Consider the following 17158-nt stretch of genomic DNA (forward strand, 5'->3'; position numbering starts at 1 on the left):
CCAAGCGACTAACCTCATCTCACGCGTGGGGTCACCTATGAAACTCCGATACTACGCTGACGCCGATATTCGTGAGCACCACGAACACGTGCTCCGACTGTTGCGGAGGCTCCACGATGACCACGGCATCGATGTGGAGATCGATCGGATCGACGAGCAACACGGTCAGATCACGGAGTTCCCTGGCGAGGTGCGGTCTGCGACGCCAGAAGCCGTCTACGAACGTGACCTCAAACGGAATCGTGCTCTGAACCAGTCCATCGAGCCGACCCCGTCGGAAGGCTTCAAACGGTACGGGAAGCTCGACATCGCCGGCAACGTCGCACTCGTCGATGATGAGGGTACCGTCCAGTGGGCTTCGACGCTGCCAGGCTATGCTGACGGCTACGGACCAGGTGTTGAAGACCAGACTGCGATGGACTTCCTGGAAAATATCGCCACCGCACCGAGCAATCGCTTCTGTGTCGAGTGTCTCCACTTGCTGGACGGTGACGAACGCTTCTGTCCGAACTGTGGCTCAGAACTCCGGTAACGGGTGCCCTTAGAGCTCTTCAAGTCGGCCAACATACCGTTCACGGTCGAACATCTCGGTTTCCGCCATCATCTCGTGGATTTCTTCGAGGAGGATGGTCCCCACCGTGTCGATTGCCTTCTCTCTGCTGTGCCCTTGCTCCATCAAGCGGTCCACCGCGTGGTTGACTTCTGCCAGCTCGGATTGCTGGAGCTGTCGTTCGACGACTGCTCGGATTTCGTCCCCGAGTTGGTCGTTTGTCTCACGCATCGGTCACCACCTACTCGGCATTCTACGCGTCCACTCGTATCAATCTCAAGGACACTCGACACGGGTGCGCTTCAGTCGTAGTAACTCAGCCGCTCTACTACCTCCGCGAAAGCGACATTTTCGCGCACGTCAGTAATTTCGACAGTGGCACGTTCACCCTGTTCAGTGTCGGGGACAATCACGACGAATCCCCGCTCAACACGGGTGATTCCGTCCCCCTGGTCGCCAATGTCCTCTATTTCGACGGTGCGCTGTTCGCCTTCCTCGACCGGTGGTTCTGGTGGGTCACGTTCACGTTGGGCGTTGTCATTAGTGCCGCTGGTTTCATCGCTTGATGAGGACGGCGATGGTGATGACAGAAGCACCACTCGATACGTCTCACCCGCTCGAATGTCGCCAAGCAGAATTTCTTGCTCAGGGACTTCGACAACATAAGACCCGTCGCGCTCTTCGACAGTGGCAGAAAACAGACAGCGAAGTTGCTCTGAGATCTCCATTTGTAGCCCGTACCCCGGATTACATGACTGAGACCATTTGACTCTACTGTCTCCGAACTACTCCGGTGCCACAACGTCTTCGCAGTCCGGGGATTCCGCCCATATCCCTGTTTGACCGTCTTCTTTCTCGTACTCAACAAGAAGCCACGCAGTAGGGAGACGCTTGCCGCACTCCGGACAGCGACCGAGAGACGCTTCGTCTGTACTCATCGAAAGGGGGATGGAAGGAGCGTGTGACACATTCCTTCCATGCAAATTCTAGCCGCCGTGTGACCTAAGCCTTTGGTGGCCTTGCGGATCGAACACACCGAATTTCCACTGAAATCGATCCAACAACAGCATTAACTCACAGCCACCGGAACATCGAACACGCATGGGTGTCCGTGCCGTACTCGCTCGGCTGCTTTCGGGTGATGATACGGAGATCGTCGTCGAGTGCCGTCGGTGTGGCGCAAATCTCCCACAGAATGCAGACGAATGTCTTCAATGTGGGTCAGAGGAGATTGGGCGGTACACTATTTCGAAGTGACTATCCCACTGTTCGGGAGTCGGGTCGCCAGCCCTCCGGCACGACACCCCCCGAGCGGTTGATCTCGTTTCGAACGTATCTGCTGCTAGTGTACGGCCCTGAAGGCACCCTTCACCGTGACTGGAGTCTCATTCCCGCCGATGTCGAAGTCTGACGAGCAGATCGGCGGTACACCGGTTATTGCGTTGTGATACGGCGATGCACTCTTGACCAGTCGCTGCTGATCGGTTGGAGTTAGGAAGGAGTCATTGGCAGGGTGGTTGGGTTACAAACGGAGGAACCTACAGGGCCGTGTCTGCTGACGTGGCCTCCAGCTTTTCCAAACAGTGACAACGCTGCGGCGGCGTTGTTGGCAGCTTTGAGACGAAGGATGACTGCCTCGTATTCCGTCGGTGTGGCAATCGTGGCGGCACGGTCGATGTGACGCTCTGGTAGACGTTCGAGGGTGTCATAGAACTCTTCTCACACCGTGATGATTGTGCTTCCCGGATTGTCTCCGCGTTCGTAGTTGGTGATTGCGACGACGAGGCGCAGACACAACGCGAGGAACACCTGCGCTCGTGCATGGACGCGGCCTCGGGCGTGCGTTCGCCCGAGGCCGCAGCCCTTGACTGATTCGTTGGTTCGTTCGACGCCACTCCGGCGGTTGTACGTCTCGTCTAGCGTTGATTGCTTCAGCTGAACGTCGTTGCTGTGTTTTTCAATGCGGTCTTCTACCCTGTACTCGATATCTTTCGGGTCGTCGGTGTTTCGTGGATTGTACGGAGCGACTGGCACGACCCCTGCGGCCAGCAGGTGGTCGTGCCAGTCGAGCGTGTCGTAGGCACTGTCTCCAAGCATCCACATCGGTTTCCCGACGGCGAGCGCGTCACGCGTGACGCGCATCGCCGTCTCTTCTGGTGCTTGTTTGCTCTCGGTGAACTCGGCTGCAATCGGGATCTTTTGCCCGGTTGAGACGATCGTGCAGCCGTAGCCGTAGTAGTACTCGTCATCGGTTGGATCATAGCACTTCGATGCGTCTGGATCGGCGGGCATCGCTCTCACGTCGGTTGAATCGATAGAATACGTCAAGTCGAGCAGGCCCCGCAAGGCGGCCTGCTCGACGAGATGGTCGAAGACCCGGTCAACAACGTGCTCAAGATCAGTGAGGAATCGATCGACCGCGTCTCTCGACGGCGGTCGATCGAAGCTACAGCTGAGCCAGACAACGGTGTTGTTCAGTTCTCGTGCAACCGGACGGATACCGTAGATGTTCTTGTAATAGCAATGGAGAAAGCCACGCATCATCTCGGGCGGCTCAAGATCTCGTGTTCGCCCCGTCTCCGCCGGGGCGAACACGTCGAACCCTTCAAGAAACTCGAAGGAGAGGTGCTCGAACAACGCCAACGTCTCCGTTTCCACGGCATTGAAGAACGATTCTACCGAAGGATCATCTTGCAGGGTCGCTGAACGCATTCCACCTCAGCGTTCACCCTGCTCTTTGGTATGCGAACTGTTCTATGACACCCTCAGACGTTCATGTATCTCCGGACGCTACCTCTCCTCCTTTCGGAAGGTCGTGATCAACTGGTTGAAAATGCATCTGCTCCACGCTGGTAGACAGCGTGCGCCTGCCGAATCAACGCGTCATGTGGGTCAGCTTCAGGCCGTCGGGTCAGTATCTGTTGGAATGCCGCCTCCAATTCGCTGTCTCTGTGGAGGGCCAGTGCGGCCGCAGCGACCGCAGGACTGCGGGACGCGCCGGCCGAACAGTGGAGGAGTGTCTTCTCGCCGGCAGCAAGTTGAGACACAACCGCATCAACTGCCGTCTCAAACGCGTCTTGACTGTTCTGTGGGCCATCCATCATCGGGACCTCCACGAGCGTCAGTTCGGCTGGCACGTTCCCGGCGTGGTTGGTGGCCGTTAGTGAGACAATCACTTCGATCTCGTGTGCGCGGAGCGTTGACTCGTCGGTGGCATCCGCAGCGGTCCCGACGAACAGGTTCTGTGCGACTTCCTCCATCCGCCGTCGTCACTCCTCCGTGAGCTCGTAGACGACCTCGACTCGTTCCGACACCGCGATCGGTGTTGGAGAGAGATCAGCGTCGGGCCCGTCCAGCGCGTCCTCAACGATACGTTCCATACCAGTCGCCCCATCAACGTCTTGGGTGGTCACGTTCTGGACGTCTCCGACCGCCAGCTGTTCAGCAGCAGCGAGGCGTTCAGCCTTCTGACGGGCACGCTCCATCGCGGCCGTCAGCGCATCATCCTGGAGTTGCTGGCGCTCTTGGTCGTGGATCTGAAACTGAACCGTTTCGACCGTGCCACCAGCGTCGGTCACGTCCGCGACAACGGATTCGGCTGTCTCTGGTACACACTTGAGACGGAGGCGTCCTGTGGCCTGATACCGTGCGTCGATATCGGGACCAAACGGTTCCGTGGCATCCGCAACCTGGAGGTCTACGGTCTGGATGTGGTCTGCCGAGACTGCTGTGACCGTGTCCCGAATCGTGGCCACTCGGTCACGGGCCTGTGCCAAGGCGGCGGTCGCCTCGCCGCCCTCTGCTTTCACGTTTGCTTCGACTGTCGCCAGTTCCGGAGTCGTCTCGCTGCGAGCGGTCGCCTCCGTCGTGATGGTGCGGTTGGTCATGACTGCGCCGTTGCTTCGTCATTTCGGCGCACGACTGATGAATCCCCGTCAGACACCCACATAATTCGAATTCGGAGCTGGAAACGGGTGCAGGCGCTTGTCGAAGCTAGTGACACAGCGGTCTCTGGCTGTCAATTGGTTAGTGGAGGAGTGCAAGACAGCGAGATGGGAGTCAGCAGGCCACCCTCGTTTTATGAAGCTGTAATCATCTCATTTCAAGCAACTGTTCAGTACTCATGCATAGATTACTACCCACGCGTGCCATACCGTGGTGTATGTTCATCCGCGATTCGGATGGGGTCTGGCATCACGAAGAGTGCAGTCTCGTGACGGTGCGCGTTGGGAACGATCGTAATCAGTGTGCTGATCTTGATCCTGAGATGCCAGGCGACTGGTGTGAACACTGTCTTCCCGATCCAGCCGACCGATAATTTCGGTGGTCGCCCGATGACTATTGCGCGCTATCCGCCACCAGTTCATGAACCATCTCCGGCCAAGAGACATCGGAGCAATAATTTTCGCCCGCAATCTCGTATGCGAGAGACAAGATGCCGGAGTGTCCCTACTGTACGGAATCGTGCCAAGATGAGCAGCGGTTACGATCGCATCTCTATCACGAGCATCCCCGTGAAGAACTCGGTCGTATCGACGAACGGCGGGTCAAGCATTCATACGAGACGTTCATCCAGGATGATATTACTACGCTCGAAGAATACCTCGAAAAAGAGCCGACACGACAAACCACCGTTGAGGCTGTCGAGACCTTTGAACGAGTGCTTCGGAAAACGCTTGAATGGGAAGATATCGAGACGGTTCACAACCGGATTGTCGCCGCTGAAACGCTCCTGTTGGACACACTCGACACAGCCGTGCAGACATTGGGCAGGGAGTTCCTCCTTGACATTATCGAGACGTACGACCCTCGTGCCGAGAGGACACCCCCACCGGGAGTGGGGGCAACCATTGGGAATATCGTCGGCCGAGATATCATACGGACACGACTCGATGAGGGCGTCGAAGCGATTCCCGCAGCGGAACTGGCGTATCTTGAGACGCTCGCCAAATACGAGCATCCGGTCGAGTCAGCTGCCGACCGACGATTCAAAGACAACCGATGGGCTGTCTCCTATGCCTATGGGTGGGGAATCGGCCATCCGACCCACGATGTGGCCGGAGACATCCACACGATGGCCCGAGACGCCTCTACTGCGGATTGGAGCGAGCAGACACTCATACAAGCGTTTTACGCCGATCCAGGTGCGGCTACAGACATCCTCGAAGGACTTCTGGCGGACAATCAGATGCATCAGCGGCGATTTTTCCTTCACTCACTCAAAGAAGTGACCAGGGGCATCGGAATTCACACCCCACAGTGGGACTGGAATGCAGAGATCGAGAGAGAATTCGAACTGGAAGACGATCTCGTCAAGCGACTCCGAACTGTCGTTGCGGACTCCGAATTCAGCAACGAGGTCTCCGAAGACTGGCCGTATACGCCAATATGAAAGAGCGTCTGTAGCACTGTCGTGCCCGGAACGGACCCGGCGACACACGTTCATTTGGGTCCACCTCTGCGTCTCGACCCATCTCTGTGGTGTCTTTCTGGTCATCCCTCTCCGTCGCTACATCGCTCACGAGTGGCGGCCGGTTGGGGTAGTATCAGTATATGCGCTCTCCAATTCGATTGTTTCCGCAGTGAGGAAAGAGCCTACACTCTTTCATCATTCGGGATGACAGATTCGACAGCATCAAGAATGTCACTCTTCGATGGCTGAGTTACCTGCCCGGTTTGCTTCCCATCACAGGACGCTCTCATCCGGTGATAATATACATCAGCATGAATGTCTATATCGATATCAGTCTCCATCGACTCGTATGACGTTTCAGTTACTGTCGGCGGCTCGTCACGCATTCGAGACGCGCGTTCAGCAGCCCCTTCTCCCATCGCAGAGACGAGTGAGTAGACATGATCCACCACAACCTCCTCAACTCCAGTTGTGATCGAATCATAGCCTCGCACGAGAAAATAGATGTCATCTTTGTAATCGTACGACCAAATATCGATATGGACACCGATAGCTATCCCACCCTCTCGTATCTGCAGGTCGTATTCATCCTGAAATGACTCGATTCTGTTCTGTGCCGTCTCAATATCAGCATCCGCTAGGTCGTCATTTAGATCATCAAGGAATTGTGCTAATACATCTCTGGCTGGTTCCATGCGCACCCTGATTTTTAGCGCTATCCTCAAGAATCATGAGATTCGCCACTCCCACACAGCAGCTGAATAGCCACTTCCCTTCACATCCTCCACGACTCAGCTGCTTAATCAGATGGGACAACACCCACCGAATACAACCATCTCAACTACGGGTGTGACTCTTGATGTGTTCGGAGTGCATCAAATGCGGTTTGAGCGCGCTCCCCATGGACCTCGTCTTGAACATTGACCTCAGCGAACGGCCGACGAATCCCCTCGGGCCCGCGAATCGTAATCGCGTCCTTCTCGATGAGGATGACGCCAAGGCGAAGGGCTTGTTTCGCTGCCGTGTGCTTGGTTTTGTTGAACGCTCGTTCGAGCGTATCGATGGTGTCCGTATCCACGCGGGTGCCAAGTCTGACATCGTCGCCGTCGAATGACGGTTCAGCCCATGGTCGTGGCAGCACGCCGAATGGGCCTTCGAACGTGGGGAGCACAGAGTCATCAGAGCGCTGGTCAGCGCGTTTCATGCCCATGCCGACGTAAATCAGATTCTCAGCTGTGGCACTGAGCTCTCGCGGGCTCTCGCCGCCTTCGACGTCCCGGGCGATATCGGCAACGTGGTCACGTAACCCCTCCTGAATACGAAGGTTCAGTGATTCTCGATCGGCCATATTCGGGTGTTTGACGGCCGGATACTTAACCGTGACACCTTGGTCACAAGATTTATTCCATAACCTCATGTTATGACTAGTTGCATAGGAGATACGTTCCATGCAGATACCAGGCCGAACCAGCAACCAGCAGCACAGCGACCCCACCATCCCGACATGCAGACTCGCCACCACAGGAGACTGCACCCTACAGCCACAGTACGCATGACTGAGAGCTTCAACCTGCCGCTAGCCGACGATTCTCGAAGCCCGAGCAGTTCAGCGATGATGCCGGCAACAGATGCACATCTGCGACGGCCAGCTGAATCCGGCCCGCGCCTGTATCAACTCCTACCAAACACGAGCCATGTCGAACCACCGTACACGGTCGCCGGTCTCAATGCAGGCCCCGTATCGATGTCACATCGACGCGAGGCCCATCCAGCAAAGCCACACCACGCAGTCACAGCACTGTACACCCCTGATGGAACCTGTGCTTATCAGCAACGTGTCCTCGCCTGCCGCCTAAACCTCCTTGACGACGAGCATCCGTACAGTGATGATGTCGAGGGGTACCACGACCAGAAACTCGACGATGCGTCTGTGGACGGCGACGGAGGAGCGTACACAGACTGGATCGACTCCACCCACACCGAAGACCAAGTCAACGGGTTCACGCGAACCGTCTTCTCGGTCCGCAAACCCATCCTGGTCGCCCACACCAGCGACCAACGCACCGCCAGTCGGCCGGTCCTGGTGACGGCACTCGTCGTCCAAACAACGCCATGGGGCGTCATCGAGACCGGGACGTATCACTGGCCGGACCCCGACCCCGGCGTCGCGCGAGACACGGTTACCACGCTGGCAGATACCCTGACACATCGAGTTGAGCGTCTCCCACGGCCGACCCCTGACGACCAGTGGCCGCTGTTCTATGGGCACGACCAGAGTCAAGCCGAACTCGCCACGGCAATGCAAACGACCATCGCTGAGCTCACTGACGAGCAAAGCGAACTGAAAAACGAGCCCGGTGCGGTGCTGGCAACCCTCCTCGATCGATTTCAAGCGGACTACGACGTAGCGCAACGCGAGGCCCTGAATATACTCGACGTGCTCGAACAGCGAGGCGACATCAACGAAAGCGGTGCCGGATTAATCACACTCACATGACCAAACATAATCTCAGCGCCACAGTTGTACCGCAGCCGCGCGACCCACTAACCAACGACTCGGACGACACGCATCGATCACGATGACTCAGAACAACACGCGGCGAGCATTCCTACAAGGTATCGGCGGCGTGAGTGTCATCGGGCTCCCCACCCGCGCGGACGCCAAGGCCAGTACCAGTGCCGATGATGCAAGTCTCACTGCCACCGACCTTGTTATCCCCGAATCCGAGGTTCCACCAGGATTCGAGCCGTACCCGACACCAGACACAAGCCCGTTCAGCGATGCCTTGGACGAGTCAGCACTCGACGTTGCGAGCACCGAGATCGCTATGAAGGGGTACTGGAACGGTACCACGCAGTCCGATCCGGAATGGGTCCTGTCCACATCAGCACTCGTCGCCGACAACCCCCTGCCGCGAGCGCCCATCGAGGCGGCTGCACAGCAGTCCTATGACGAGTACGTAACAGCGTATAACACGGAAACAAGTCCACTGATCGACTTCGAACAATCACACACGCGTGCTGGCCAGATCTCTGACTGGCATGTCGATATCATCGAACGGCGACCGTTCGAGGACTCAAACGACGCCGCAAGGCACATTTTCACCGACCACATGCGCCACCAGTTCCTCGGGAACGTCGTCCTCGGCACCATCGCATTCGGCCCGACCGACACTGATCCACCAATCGATTCGCTTCTCGCTGAGTACGCTACGATGCAACGCACCCGGTACGAGACGCACGGAGCCATGCCATGACCGACACCAGTCCGCATCCGCCCGGGTTGGTGACCGACGCCGAAGCCGAGATCCTCGCGGACCCGGACACCGATCTTGACGAGCACAGCGAGCTTCGTGCGCGACTCAGAACCCGGCTCACAGAAACGATACACGACTTCAGCATGCTCTACCCGACGCTACCAGCCGACGACCTCGCAGCCGTGTTCGCCAGCGATGACGCCGAAGCCCTCGCACCCGTCCGAACCGGGACCCAAGACGGGCTCGCACTCCTCATGCTCGGCATGCTCCTCGGCGACGACATGATCGAGATGCGGCTTCGAGACGCCATTCAAAACGCTGGACTCAGTTACGGCGAAGATATCGACGCGACGCTTGAACTCCGCCGCGGTCCGCTCCCGACGCTCGAACAGTTCGCCACCCAACTCGACGACGAGGGGCTCACCGAGCAGACGTTGCCGCTGTTCGAGTACTTTCTCCACCAGCCCGAGACAGATTCAGAGGAGTTCGAACACATCGCGTCGAAACTACACATCGACGTCACGCCCGACGAGAAAGCAGAGATAGACACCGCAATGACCGCGTTCGAACGCCCGCCCCAAACTGTCGTCACTGCCGTGTCCGTCACCGACGCATCGGACGACGACCTGGATCCAGACACATGACCGCAGCACTCACCGGGATCACACCACGACCCTATCAGGAGGAGGCCCACGCGTGGGCCACGAGTCACGACGGAGCAGTCGTGTGCCTGCCGACGGGAACCGGCAAAACCCTCGTCGGGTGCATGTGGGCGCGAACGCGACTCCACCAGTCTGGTATCGACCGGATTCTCATCCTCGAACCGTCTCGATTCCTCGTTGAGCAAACCCACGCCTACTACGATGAGTACACGACCATCCCGACCACGAAACTCGATGGGACAGTTCACCCCACGGAACGGGCTCAGCAATGGCAGGACCACGACATCGTCGTTACGACGCCCCAAACCGCCGTCAACGACGTCGCACATCTTGAGTTCGATGCCGTCATCATCGACGAATGCCATCATACCACCGGGCAACACGCCTTCACCCAACTGCTGGACCTCACCGAGTTTCAGTATAAACTCGGCCTCAGCGCAACCATCCCCGCAGCCAAAGAACGTGAAATCACGGCTGCTATCGGACCGATTCATCGTCGGTCGTGGACTGATCTGCCCGATGAGCACGTACCAGACTGGCTCGGCGACATCTACGACACCCCGTATCCGGAGGCGTACACCGACGTCATCGATGCTCTCGAAGACGCGCGGCGTGAGTTCGCCGGGACGCAATTCGCTGGCCTCCCAACGCTTGGCATCCGCATGCTGTGCCGTGACGGCGCACTCGCCTTAGAGGAAACGCTGCGGCGAGACACCGTCATGGGCGATGTCCTCGGCGACGACACGCTTCCTCTACTCGATGCCTGCCCCGCGGTACACAAAATCGACGCTTGCCGAGACGCACTTGCCGACCATGACTTCGAGAAAGCCGTGTTGTTCGTTGACCGTGTCACCATCGCTAAACAACTCGACGACGAATTGAGCGAGTACACGACCGCAACACTGCTTGGCCGGGTCCACACAAGCCGCGACGCGCAACAAGCCGCCGTCGAAACCGCGCAAGCTGACGACACCGACCTCATCATCGCTACCGCCGCCGGCGAAGAAGGCATCGACCTGCCTGCCGCCGACCTCCTCATCGTCTGGAGTAACGTCGTTAGCTCCGTCCGATTCATCCAACGCCTCGGTCGCATCATGCGCCCCGACGGGTCCGACGCCCCACGCCACGCCGTCTATCTCGCCACTCCGGACAGTCCCGACTACGAAGCCCTACGACGCGGCATCGATGAAGCCCACCGTGCCGGCCTCGACATCACCAACATCGACACCGACACGCTCATCACCCGCAGTAGCGTCGGCCGCGTCCACCACGCACTCGAAGGCACACCCCGCCAACGTGACGCGCTCGCCGACATGCTGAACCAACCAGAGACGAAACTCGACGACTGGCTCCGCACGAGCGTCCGCGATGGCGACGTGTTCTACCTGTACCGCGTTCCCGACGACCTTGATGCATGGCGACAGGCCTCGAAAGGTCTCAGCGAAGCCTTTGGGCTCGCACCCGGCGAAACGAAACTGGCAGACGCAGTCCGAAACAACTTCTCCCCCACCAAAGCCCACCGCTACTACCTCCAAGAATCCGATATTCACCTTCTCGAAACCGAACATCCACAGATGCTGGACGGCACCGAAACTACGCGCCTTTCAGTCGATTACGGCCCCACATATCAAGATCGCTCAGCATACAGCGCGTACGGCACCGTCAGTTCAGTCACCGACTCCATGACCAGCACGTTAGCTGACCACGAGCAATTCTACGCAACTATTTCTGCCGACTCCAGAACCCCGAAATTCGCATTCCAAATGCTCTACCAAGGCACAGCAATCGAACCAGTCATCACGGCCGTCGTCCGGAATGCAGACGCCGTCGCCACAACGCTTACTCGCCGCCTCACCAACTAATCAGCATCAACGTAGCCTCCAAACAGTCATTCAGCGATTATCCAGAGATTCTCACAGAGTTCCGGCAGAGGAATCCCAAAGATTTCGACCTATGCACCGTAGAGAAAGCGTACTACCAACGCTACCGAGAAGAAAACGATATCATATAGTGGAAGTCAGCAGACTACGCAGCGACCAGGCTCTTATGGAAGTGTTTCTACCGGTGAGCACGACGCTTTTGGGCCAGCTCTCCGCTGACTCAACAGCCGTACCAGTTTCATCAACCGCCCCTGACTGTTATCAGGTGTGGTGATTATAACTTAGAACATGGCTTCAGAGAACAATATCACCGAGGACTCATTTTCTGAGAGTCTTTCCCGGATTGACGAATATCTTGGGAGATTACAGCATTTGCCGGCTAAATCTACATTCAAAAGTGCCGTTGAAGATGACCTTTGGAGGGCGGTAACGCAAAAATCGAACCCATCATCTGAGATTAAATATGACGAACTTCCAGAGGTGGCACACTCACTCTTTGGGAAATTTGAGGAAGATGGGGAGAGACTCGACCCGTGGTGGCTACACGAATTCGATTGGACGGCTGAATTCGGTGGTGAACAACTCACACTCCGAAATGACGAACTCGAATCATTCGCTGAGAACTTCGATCGCCACCGAACTCTAATGCAGAAAGCGAGGTTCAGAGAGGAGACATTCAGAACAGAACAGAGGTCGCTCTATGTTATACACGATCAACTTCTAACAATAAAGACCGAGCTTGAGAAGCACATTGAAGCGGATGGCACATCTGCATTTCCTGAATTCCCGGAGAAATTATTCAACGTGGAACACGGCCGTGTCGTGATTTCTGATAAGTTTGATGATTGGATTGACTCTTTTCTTGAATTGCTGCCTGCACTCGGATCTGAAGCAACTGCACTATATCTAGCAAATACGGGCACGTCTCAATCATCGGCAAAAACTGCACTCGAACCAAAGCTGTTCGAGCAATTGGACCGGCTTGGAGTCCTACAGGATAGTGGATATAACCACACGTATGTGAATCCGTACGAGACCATATTAGGTGCATCGTGGATTGCGAATCGTAGAATCCCCAACGGTGAGGGAGATTCCGAATTAGCAGGGTTGCAATATCAGCTCTACAGAAGCTTCATAGAAACCTTTGAGCCAGCAGATGAGTCAACGGCGAAATTGTTCAACGACGCAATGAAGAGTACCCCTCCAAAACTGAATGAGGGAGAACTTGGCGCATTTACTAGAGTAGCATGTGGATCCGCATTAATCCTTTCCAACAGCAGGCGGCCACAATTGATGACGGTGCCGATCTACTCAGTCAACACGTCTGGCAAATCGGGATATCAATCCAACAACTACCGTGCAATCAGAAAACTGTTTGAGCGGAACGGATGGTTTGAGCATGCGTGATGAAGATTTAGATCAACAAGAAGAGGATGATATTCCCGTTGGCGAGGACCTAGATTTCGAGACCATCTCTGGAGGAAAGCCTCGGTCGTTGGGGAAAGACAGAACCTCCAGCGATAGTGAGGCGAATGAGGAGTCTACACGATTACATGATCGAGTTATCCCCACTGTTGGTGTCGAATCGATAACTACCAAATCTGAAAAAGTATCCGGATCCACTCTTTCGAACCATTCGAGAGTGGCCGTAGACCGTGTTGGTTCAGCACATGGTGTCGTTACTATCAATAGCCATTCTGTTACTCAACAAATCGAATTAAATACCGTTTCGCAGGGAGATGAAGATGCTTCCGATTCGGAAGAGCAAACCCTGCCCAATCACATCCGAACCGTCGGAACCACTGCGCATGTTGAGTCTCTTCGCCACCAGGTCACGAACCCTCTCTACCTTCGAGAGGAAACAGCCACACACGTAGAGACACTCGGTACAACACAACTGAAGACGCTGACTACGGACAACCGCAGCACGTCGAACATCATGACCCTCAACCAATCGCAAACCGGCAATCGGCCAGAACAGGAAGCTGAGGAATTTGATCCCGCCTACCACTGGACAGGTGGAAATCCGTACGGGTCAACAATACCACAGTGTATCATCCACATCAACAGCAGCGATGCTGAATCACTTCCTTTTCTTCAGCGAGTACTCAGAGATACCTACACCGAACTAGAGGGTGGCCGGCCACGGACGAAGACGGCCACAGTCCGTGCGGGATCAATCGAGAATACCACGATCCACGGGGCGATTGTGACGCTTGACCTCACTACGGAAGCGTGGACCGTCTCAACTGAAGATCAGCAGATTCGCATCAATCACGGAGATCGAGACATGATACCCGATCTCAAGTCAATTATCTCCACTCTTTATGCGGGTAAGTTGGGATACTTCGTGCTCAACATTGATGCGGAGGATCTTCAGTCCCGGTTTATTCCAGATGAGACACAAGAGCTGATACGAACACTTCTACCAACAACCGAAGATTACGATTCGGATCAGACTTCAAACGAACTACTGCAGCGGACCGCGGCCCCTATTCGACTCGCTTCACCACGACAGGATAGCTCCTCCGAATTCATCGAGGTTGCCAAGCGGTATTTTTCTTTCGAGCATATTGACCACTCTCGTATTGCCGATATTGAGGCAGAACACGAAGCTCGCCTCCGCGCAAACGACTGGCGACGAATCGCGCTAACACAACAACAGGAAGCGTCTGAGGGTGAAAGCGATGAGCACTACTTGTGGAAAGCCGCGATGACCGCCGGGATTGCCTGGCAAATGTATGAAGAATATTCAGTGCTGGAAGAAGAGATTAGCTTCAACAAGTTCGTTGAAAAGCATTTGATGTCTTCAGGTCCGATTCACTCGGAAACATCGGACGAATCAACTGATGAAGTACCAGATATAGAAATTAACACCGGCAGGACGTGGGCATGGAATGGAGTGCGACACTATCTGTCAGCAACTAATCCCGAACCTCCCAAAAATTCACGAGTCGTTTTTGAATTCGAAACAGGGCGTGCCGAAGGTGCGTTCAATTTCCGAAAATTCTACCATACTCTAGATAAGTACAGTGAAGAATCTGAGGTGTGGATCTACTTAGTTGTACCTCCTCGAACGCTGTTCCGCTCTGAACTCCGCGCAGAAATGATCCATCAACTGGTTGAACGGTGGACGTCCTCGTCCGAATCCGACCAACGCGCGGAGTTGTGTGTTCCTGTATTGGGCCAGTATGGATGTGAGAAACTAATCTCGGCTCAATCCCTGTTAGCTGAGTGGTTCGGAGATAAAGATGAGTGACCCGGTGACTGAACTGGATGAGTGGCTCGTTGATACAGCGGCGGAATGGCCAAGTGAACTTCGAGTTGCGTTATTCAATAGTGGTGAACGGATTCAGCGACACCAATTAGCAGGTCTGGTGAGAAATGAGGGGGAAACAGGAGGCACATTCAAGCTAACTTCCAGTGTTGAAACCCGAGACCGCTACCGATGCCGTGTGGTTGATGGCCAGTTGGAACATCTACGGTACCATCAACTTGTGATTCCAACAGCCTCTGACGAGTTCCCCAATGGTGAGGGTGAATTCGTAATTGAGGTGCCGGAGGCTGGATCTGAATCAATCCCTTCCCTGCCTTCGAATGTGGATGCTGTCTCCGCAGCGCTGTTATTAGCTGCTCAAAAATCAGAGAATCATCTATCGAGCGTCTGGTCCACACGAGTTGCTGGCCTAGATGAGGAGAAACAACGAATCAAAGAATTCCTGACGCAGTCGCTCGCCAGTTGGGGCCTTCGGGACGAAACCGGAATGCTACTCGAAGGACCGCCAGGAACGGGCAAAACTGAACTTGTAAAAGAGATTTGTGAAGAGCTCTATGGTGCCGTCCCGGTTACAATTAGTGGACCTGAGGTACTGAGTCGGTGGGTCGGAGAATCCGAAGCAACGCTCCGACGGACATTCACGAAGGCGCGTAACTCCCCGGTACCCGTGCTCTACATTGACGAGGTTGACGCCATAGGCTCTTCTCGTGTCAACAGTACTCAAGACTACACAGCACAGGTCGTCTCACAGCTGTTAGTGTTGCTTGACGGCATTGAGACGAAATCCAGTCGAGGCCCTTCCTCTGAGCCACTCAAAGTGATTGCTTCAACAAACACGAAAGAGACACTCGATAATGCGCTTACCCGACCCGGACGGTTAGGTGATGGATCACTATCTATCGATCGTCCCGATTCCAAAGTTCGGAGTGCGATTTTCCACCACTACTTAGAAATAATACATTCGGCGGCAGACGCCCTTGATGAGGAACTTGGAAGGGTCGTATGCGAAGATCCGAATAAGCTTCCACATACGCTCATTTCTGAAACTGAGCGTTACACCGGTGCGGATATTGAGATTCTAATACTCACAGCAGCACGAACGGCAAAACGCTCCGGCTCAAAGTTGAGTATAAACCACCTCACAGAGGCACACAAGGCCATCGAAGATGAACTCCCAACAGAGTCTGCTGAATCAAAGCACTAGATTAAGACTCCCACTCATCTGACACCGTGGGAAGTGGGAGATGCTCCTCAGGAGCATCAATCGATCCGACCTCAGGAAGTGGATACACATCAGTCCCATCTCGCGCAATGAATCCAATACGGACTAATTCATTGAAAAGATCCTTACGTGCCATCTGCTCGTACTGTTCTGTTTCAATCAGATTGTATGCATCCCAAAGGAACGAGCGATCAATATCAGAAGAATCTCTTGCATGATCTCGTCGATAGACTAACGCTGCAATAATTCGTGCTGTCCGAGATATGCCACCTCTCGATAGTGCCTCTAACAACTCGTCAGTCCGATCTTTCACCAAGATGTCTTCATAAGCACTCAATAAGACCACATCAAGTGTTTCCGAGACATCGTCAATCTCAAACTGGTTGGGATAGCTCCAATTGTCCTCTGAAGTGTAAATCTGTGGCCCTGACGAACTCCACTCTATTGTTTCGACATCATTTTTATTCAAAAACACATTAACAAATTTGTCTAACGCGTCAGCAGTTCCGAACCGGATTTGAAGATTACCTCGGATTTTCCTTCGTGTAAGTCTTTGAGAGAATAAAAATGACGCCGCTCCAAAGCCCGGGTATTCGGCGTTATCTTGGATTATGTCGTATACATCACCTTGGGAGGTCATAATCATTCTTCCAAGTTTCAATATTTATAACCTACGACGGACCCGAGACAGTTGGCAACTCTCCAGTCAGTTCAATTGATACTGTGGTGAGGGTGTCATACAACGGTCCTCATGGCTGTTCTTCGCTCTCCTGATTCGCTCAGTGCAGCCACGTTTTTCGAGGAGCGGTGGCCTCGCTCCGCTCGCCGCGGATGCCCGTGTTCAGTAGGCAGAATACACTGAGCAGGCAATCCATTCCCGATACTCCCTGAAAACAG

General features: G+C 55.0%; 17 protein-coding genes. 9 read left to right on the plus strand and 8 right to left on the minus strand.

The features are described 5' to 3' along the window. Window positions 1-37 precede the first annotated feature (37 nt). Window positions 38-532 carry a zinc ribbon domain-containing protein gene (locus NBT81_RS13610; protein ID WP_338739395.1) on the plus strand — a complete coding sequence of 165 codons (495 nt, stop codon included), beginning with the start codon at window positions 38-40 and terminating at the stop codon, window positions 530-532. A 9-nt stretch (window positions 533-541) separates the two neighbouring features. Here NBT81_RS13610 and NBT81_RS13615 read toward each other — a convergent pair whose 3' ends face one another. The 5 genes from NBT81_RS13615 to NBT81_RS13635 all read right to left on the minus strand — a co-directional run bounded on the left by NBT81_RS13615 (window position 542) and on the right by NBT81_RS13635 (window position 4437). Next, window positions 542-781 carry a hypothetical protein gene (locus tag NBT81_RS13615; RefSeq protein ID WP_338739396.1) on the minus strand — a complete coding sequence of 80 codons (240 nt, stop codon included), beginning with the start codon at window positions 779-781 and terminating at the stop codon, window positions 542-544. A 71-nt stretch (window positions 782-852) separates the two neighbouring features. After that, window positions 853-1278 (minus strand): TRAM domain-containing protein, encoded by a 426-nt coding sequence (locus NBT81_RS13620; RefSeq protein WP_338739397.1) that lies wholly within the window; start codon window positions 1276-1278, stop codon window positions 853-855. Window positions 1279-2269: 991 nt separating this feature from the next. Beyond that, window positions 2270-3262 carry a transposase gene (locus NBT81_RS13625; protein ID WP_338737836.1) on the minus strand — a complete coding sequence of 331 codons (993 nt, stop codon included), beginning with the start codon at window positions 3260-3262 and terminating at the stop codon, window positions 2270-2272. 107 nt (window positions 3263-3369) lie between these two features. Then, window positions 3370-3810 (minus strand): dual specificity protein phosphatase, encoded by a 441-nt coding sequence (locus NBT81_RS13630; protein WP_338739398.1) that lies wholly within the window; start codon window positions 3808-3810, stop codon window positions 3370-3372. A 9-nt stretch (window positions 3811-3819) separates the two neighbouring features. Beyond that, entirely contained in the window at window positions 3820-4437 is a 618-nt protein-coding gene (locus NBT81_RS13635; RefSeq protein ID WP_338739399.1) for an SIMPL domain-containing protein, read from the minus strand. 548 nt (window positions 4438-4985) lie between these two features. Between NBT81_RS13635 and NBT81_RS13640 the strand changes: the two genes are divergently transcribed. Continuing rightward, complete coding sequence (locus NBT81_RS13640) at window positions 4986-5942, plus strand: hypothetical protein (RefSeq protein WP_338739400.1); 957 nt, start codon at window positions 4986-4988, stop codon at window positions 5940-5942. 203 nt (window positions 5943-6145) lie between these two features. On the opposite strand, the gene NBT81_RS13645 is transcribed toward NBT81_RS13640, so the two are convergent. Further along, entirely contained in the window at window positions 6146-6658 is a 513-nt protein-coding gene (locus NBT81_RS13645; RefSeq protein ID WP_338739401.1) for a hypothetical protein, read from the minus strand. 146 nt (window positions 6659-6804) lie between these two features. Then, a complete protein-coding gene (locus NBT81_RS13650) occupies window positions 6805-7311 on the minus strand; it encodes a hypothetical protein (protein WP_338739402.1) in 507 nt (168 codons plus the stop codon). Window positions 7312-7515: 204 nt separating this feature from the next. Here NBT81_RS13650 and NBT81_RS13655 point away from each other — a divergent pair, with 204 nt between their 5' ends. From NBT81_RS13655 to NBT81_RS13685, 7 genes are all read left to right on the plus strand, one after another. Continuing rightward, window positions 7516-8460: a hypothetical protein gene (locus NBT81_RS13655; protein WP_338739403.1), complete on the plus strand. Its 945-nt coding sequence runs from the start codon at window positions 7516-7518 to the stop codon at window positions 8458-8460. Window positions 8461-8542: 82 nt separating this feature from the next. Next, the gene (locus NBT81_RS13660) at window positions 8543-9220 is read left to right on the plus strand and encodes a hypothetical protein (protein WP_338739404.1); all 678 of its coding nucleotides are present in this window, start codon (window positions 8543-8545) and stop codon (window positions 9218-9220) included. Beyond that, the gene (locus NBT81_RS13665) at window positions 9217-9864 is read left to right on the plus strand and encodes a hypothetical protein (protein ID WP_338739405.1); all 648 of its coding nucleotides are present in this window, start codon (window positions 9217-9219) and stop codon (window positions 9862-9864) included. Before NBT81_RS13660 ends, NBT81_RS13665 begins: the two co-directional genes overlap by 4 nt. Continuing rightward, entirely contained in the window at window positions 9861-11744 is a 1884-nt protein-coding gene (locus NBT81_RS13670; protein WP_338739406.1) for a DEAD/DEAH box helicase, read from the plus strand. The genes NBT81_RS13665 and NBT81_RS13670 overlap by 4 nt, the downstream gene beginning before the upstream one ends. A 306-nt stretch (window positions 11745-12050) precedes the next feature. Continuing rightward, on the plus strand, window positions 12051-13169 hold the full coding sequence (locus tag NBT81_RS13675; RefSeq protein WP_338739407.1) for a hypothetical protein: 1119 nt from the start codon (window positions 12051-12053) through the stop codon (window positions 13167-13169). Then, complete coding sequence (locus NBT81_RS13680; RefSeq protein ID WP_338739408.1) at window positions 13162-15021, plus strand: hypothetical protein; 1860 nt, start codon at window positions 13162-13164, stop codon at window positions 15019-15021. Before NBT81_RS13675 ends, NBT81_RS13680 begins: the two co-directional genes overlap by 8 nt. Next, window positions 15014-16243, plus strand: coding sequence for an ATP-binding protein (locus NBT81_RS13685; RefSeq protein WP_338739409.1), 1230 nt, complete (start codon window positions 15014-15016; stop codon window positions 16241-16243). The genes NBT81_RS13680 and NBT81_RS13685 overlap by 8 nt, the downstream gene beginning before the upstream one ends. 1 nt (window position 16244) lies before the next feature. On the opposite strand, the gene NBT81_RS13690 is transcribed toward NBT81_RS13685, so the two are convergent. Further along, window positions 16245-16901 carry a hypothetical protein gene (locus tag NBT81_RS13690; RefSeq protein WP_338739410.1) on the minus strand — a complete coding sequence of 219 codons (657 nt, stop codon included), beginning with the start codon at window positions 16899-16901 and terminating at the stop codon, window positions 16245-16247. Window positions 16902-17158 lie beyond the last annotated feature (257 nt).

The sequence above is a fragment of the Haloplanus sp. CK5-1 genome, assembly GCF_037201915.1.
In the GTDB taxonomy this organism is placed as follows: Archaea; Halobacteriota; Halobacteria; order Halobacteriales; family Haloferacaceae; genus Haloplanus; species Haloplanus salilacus.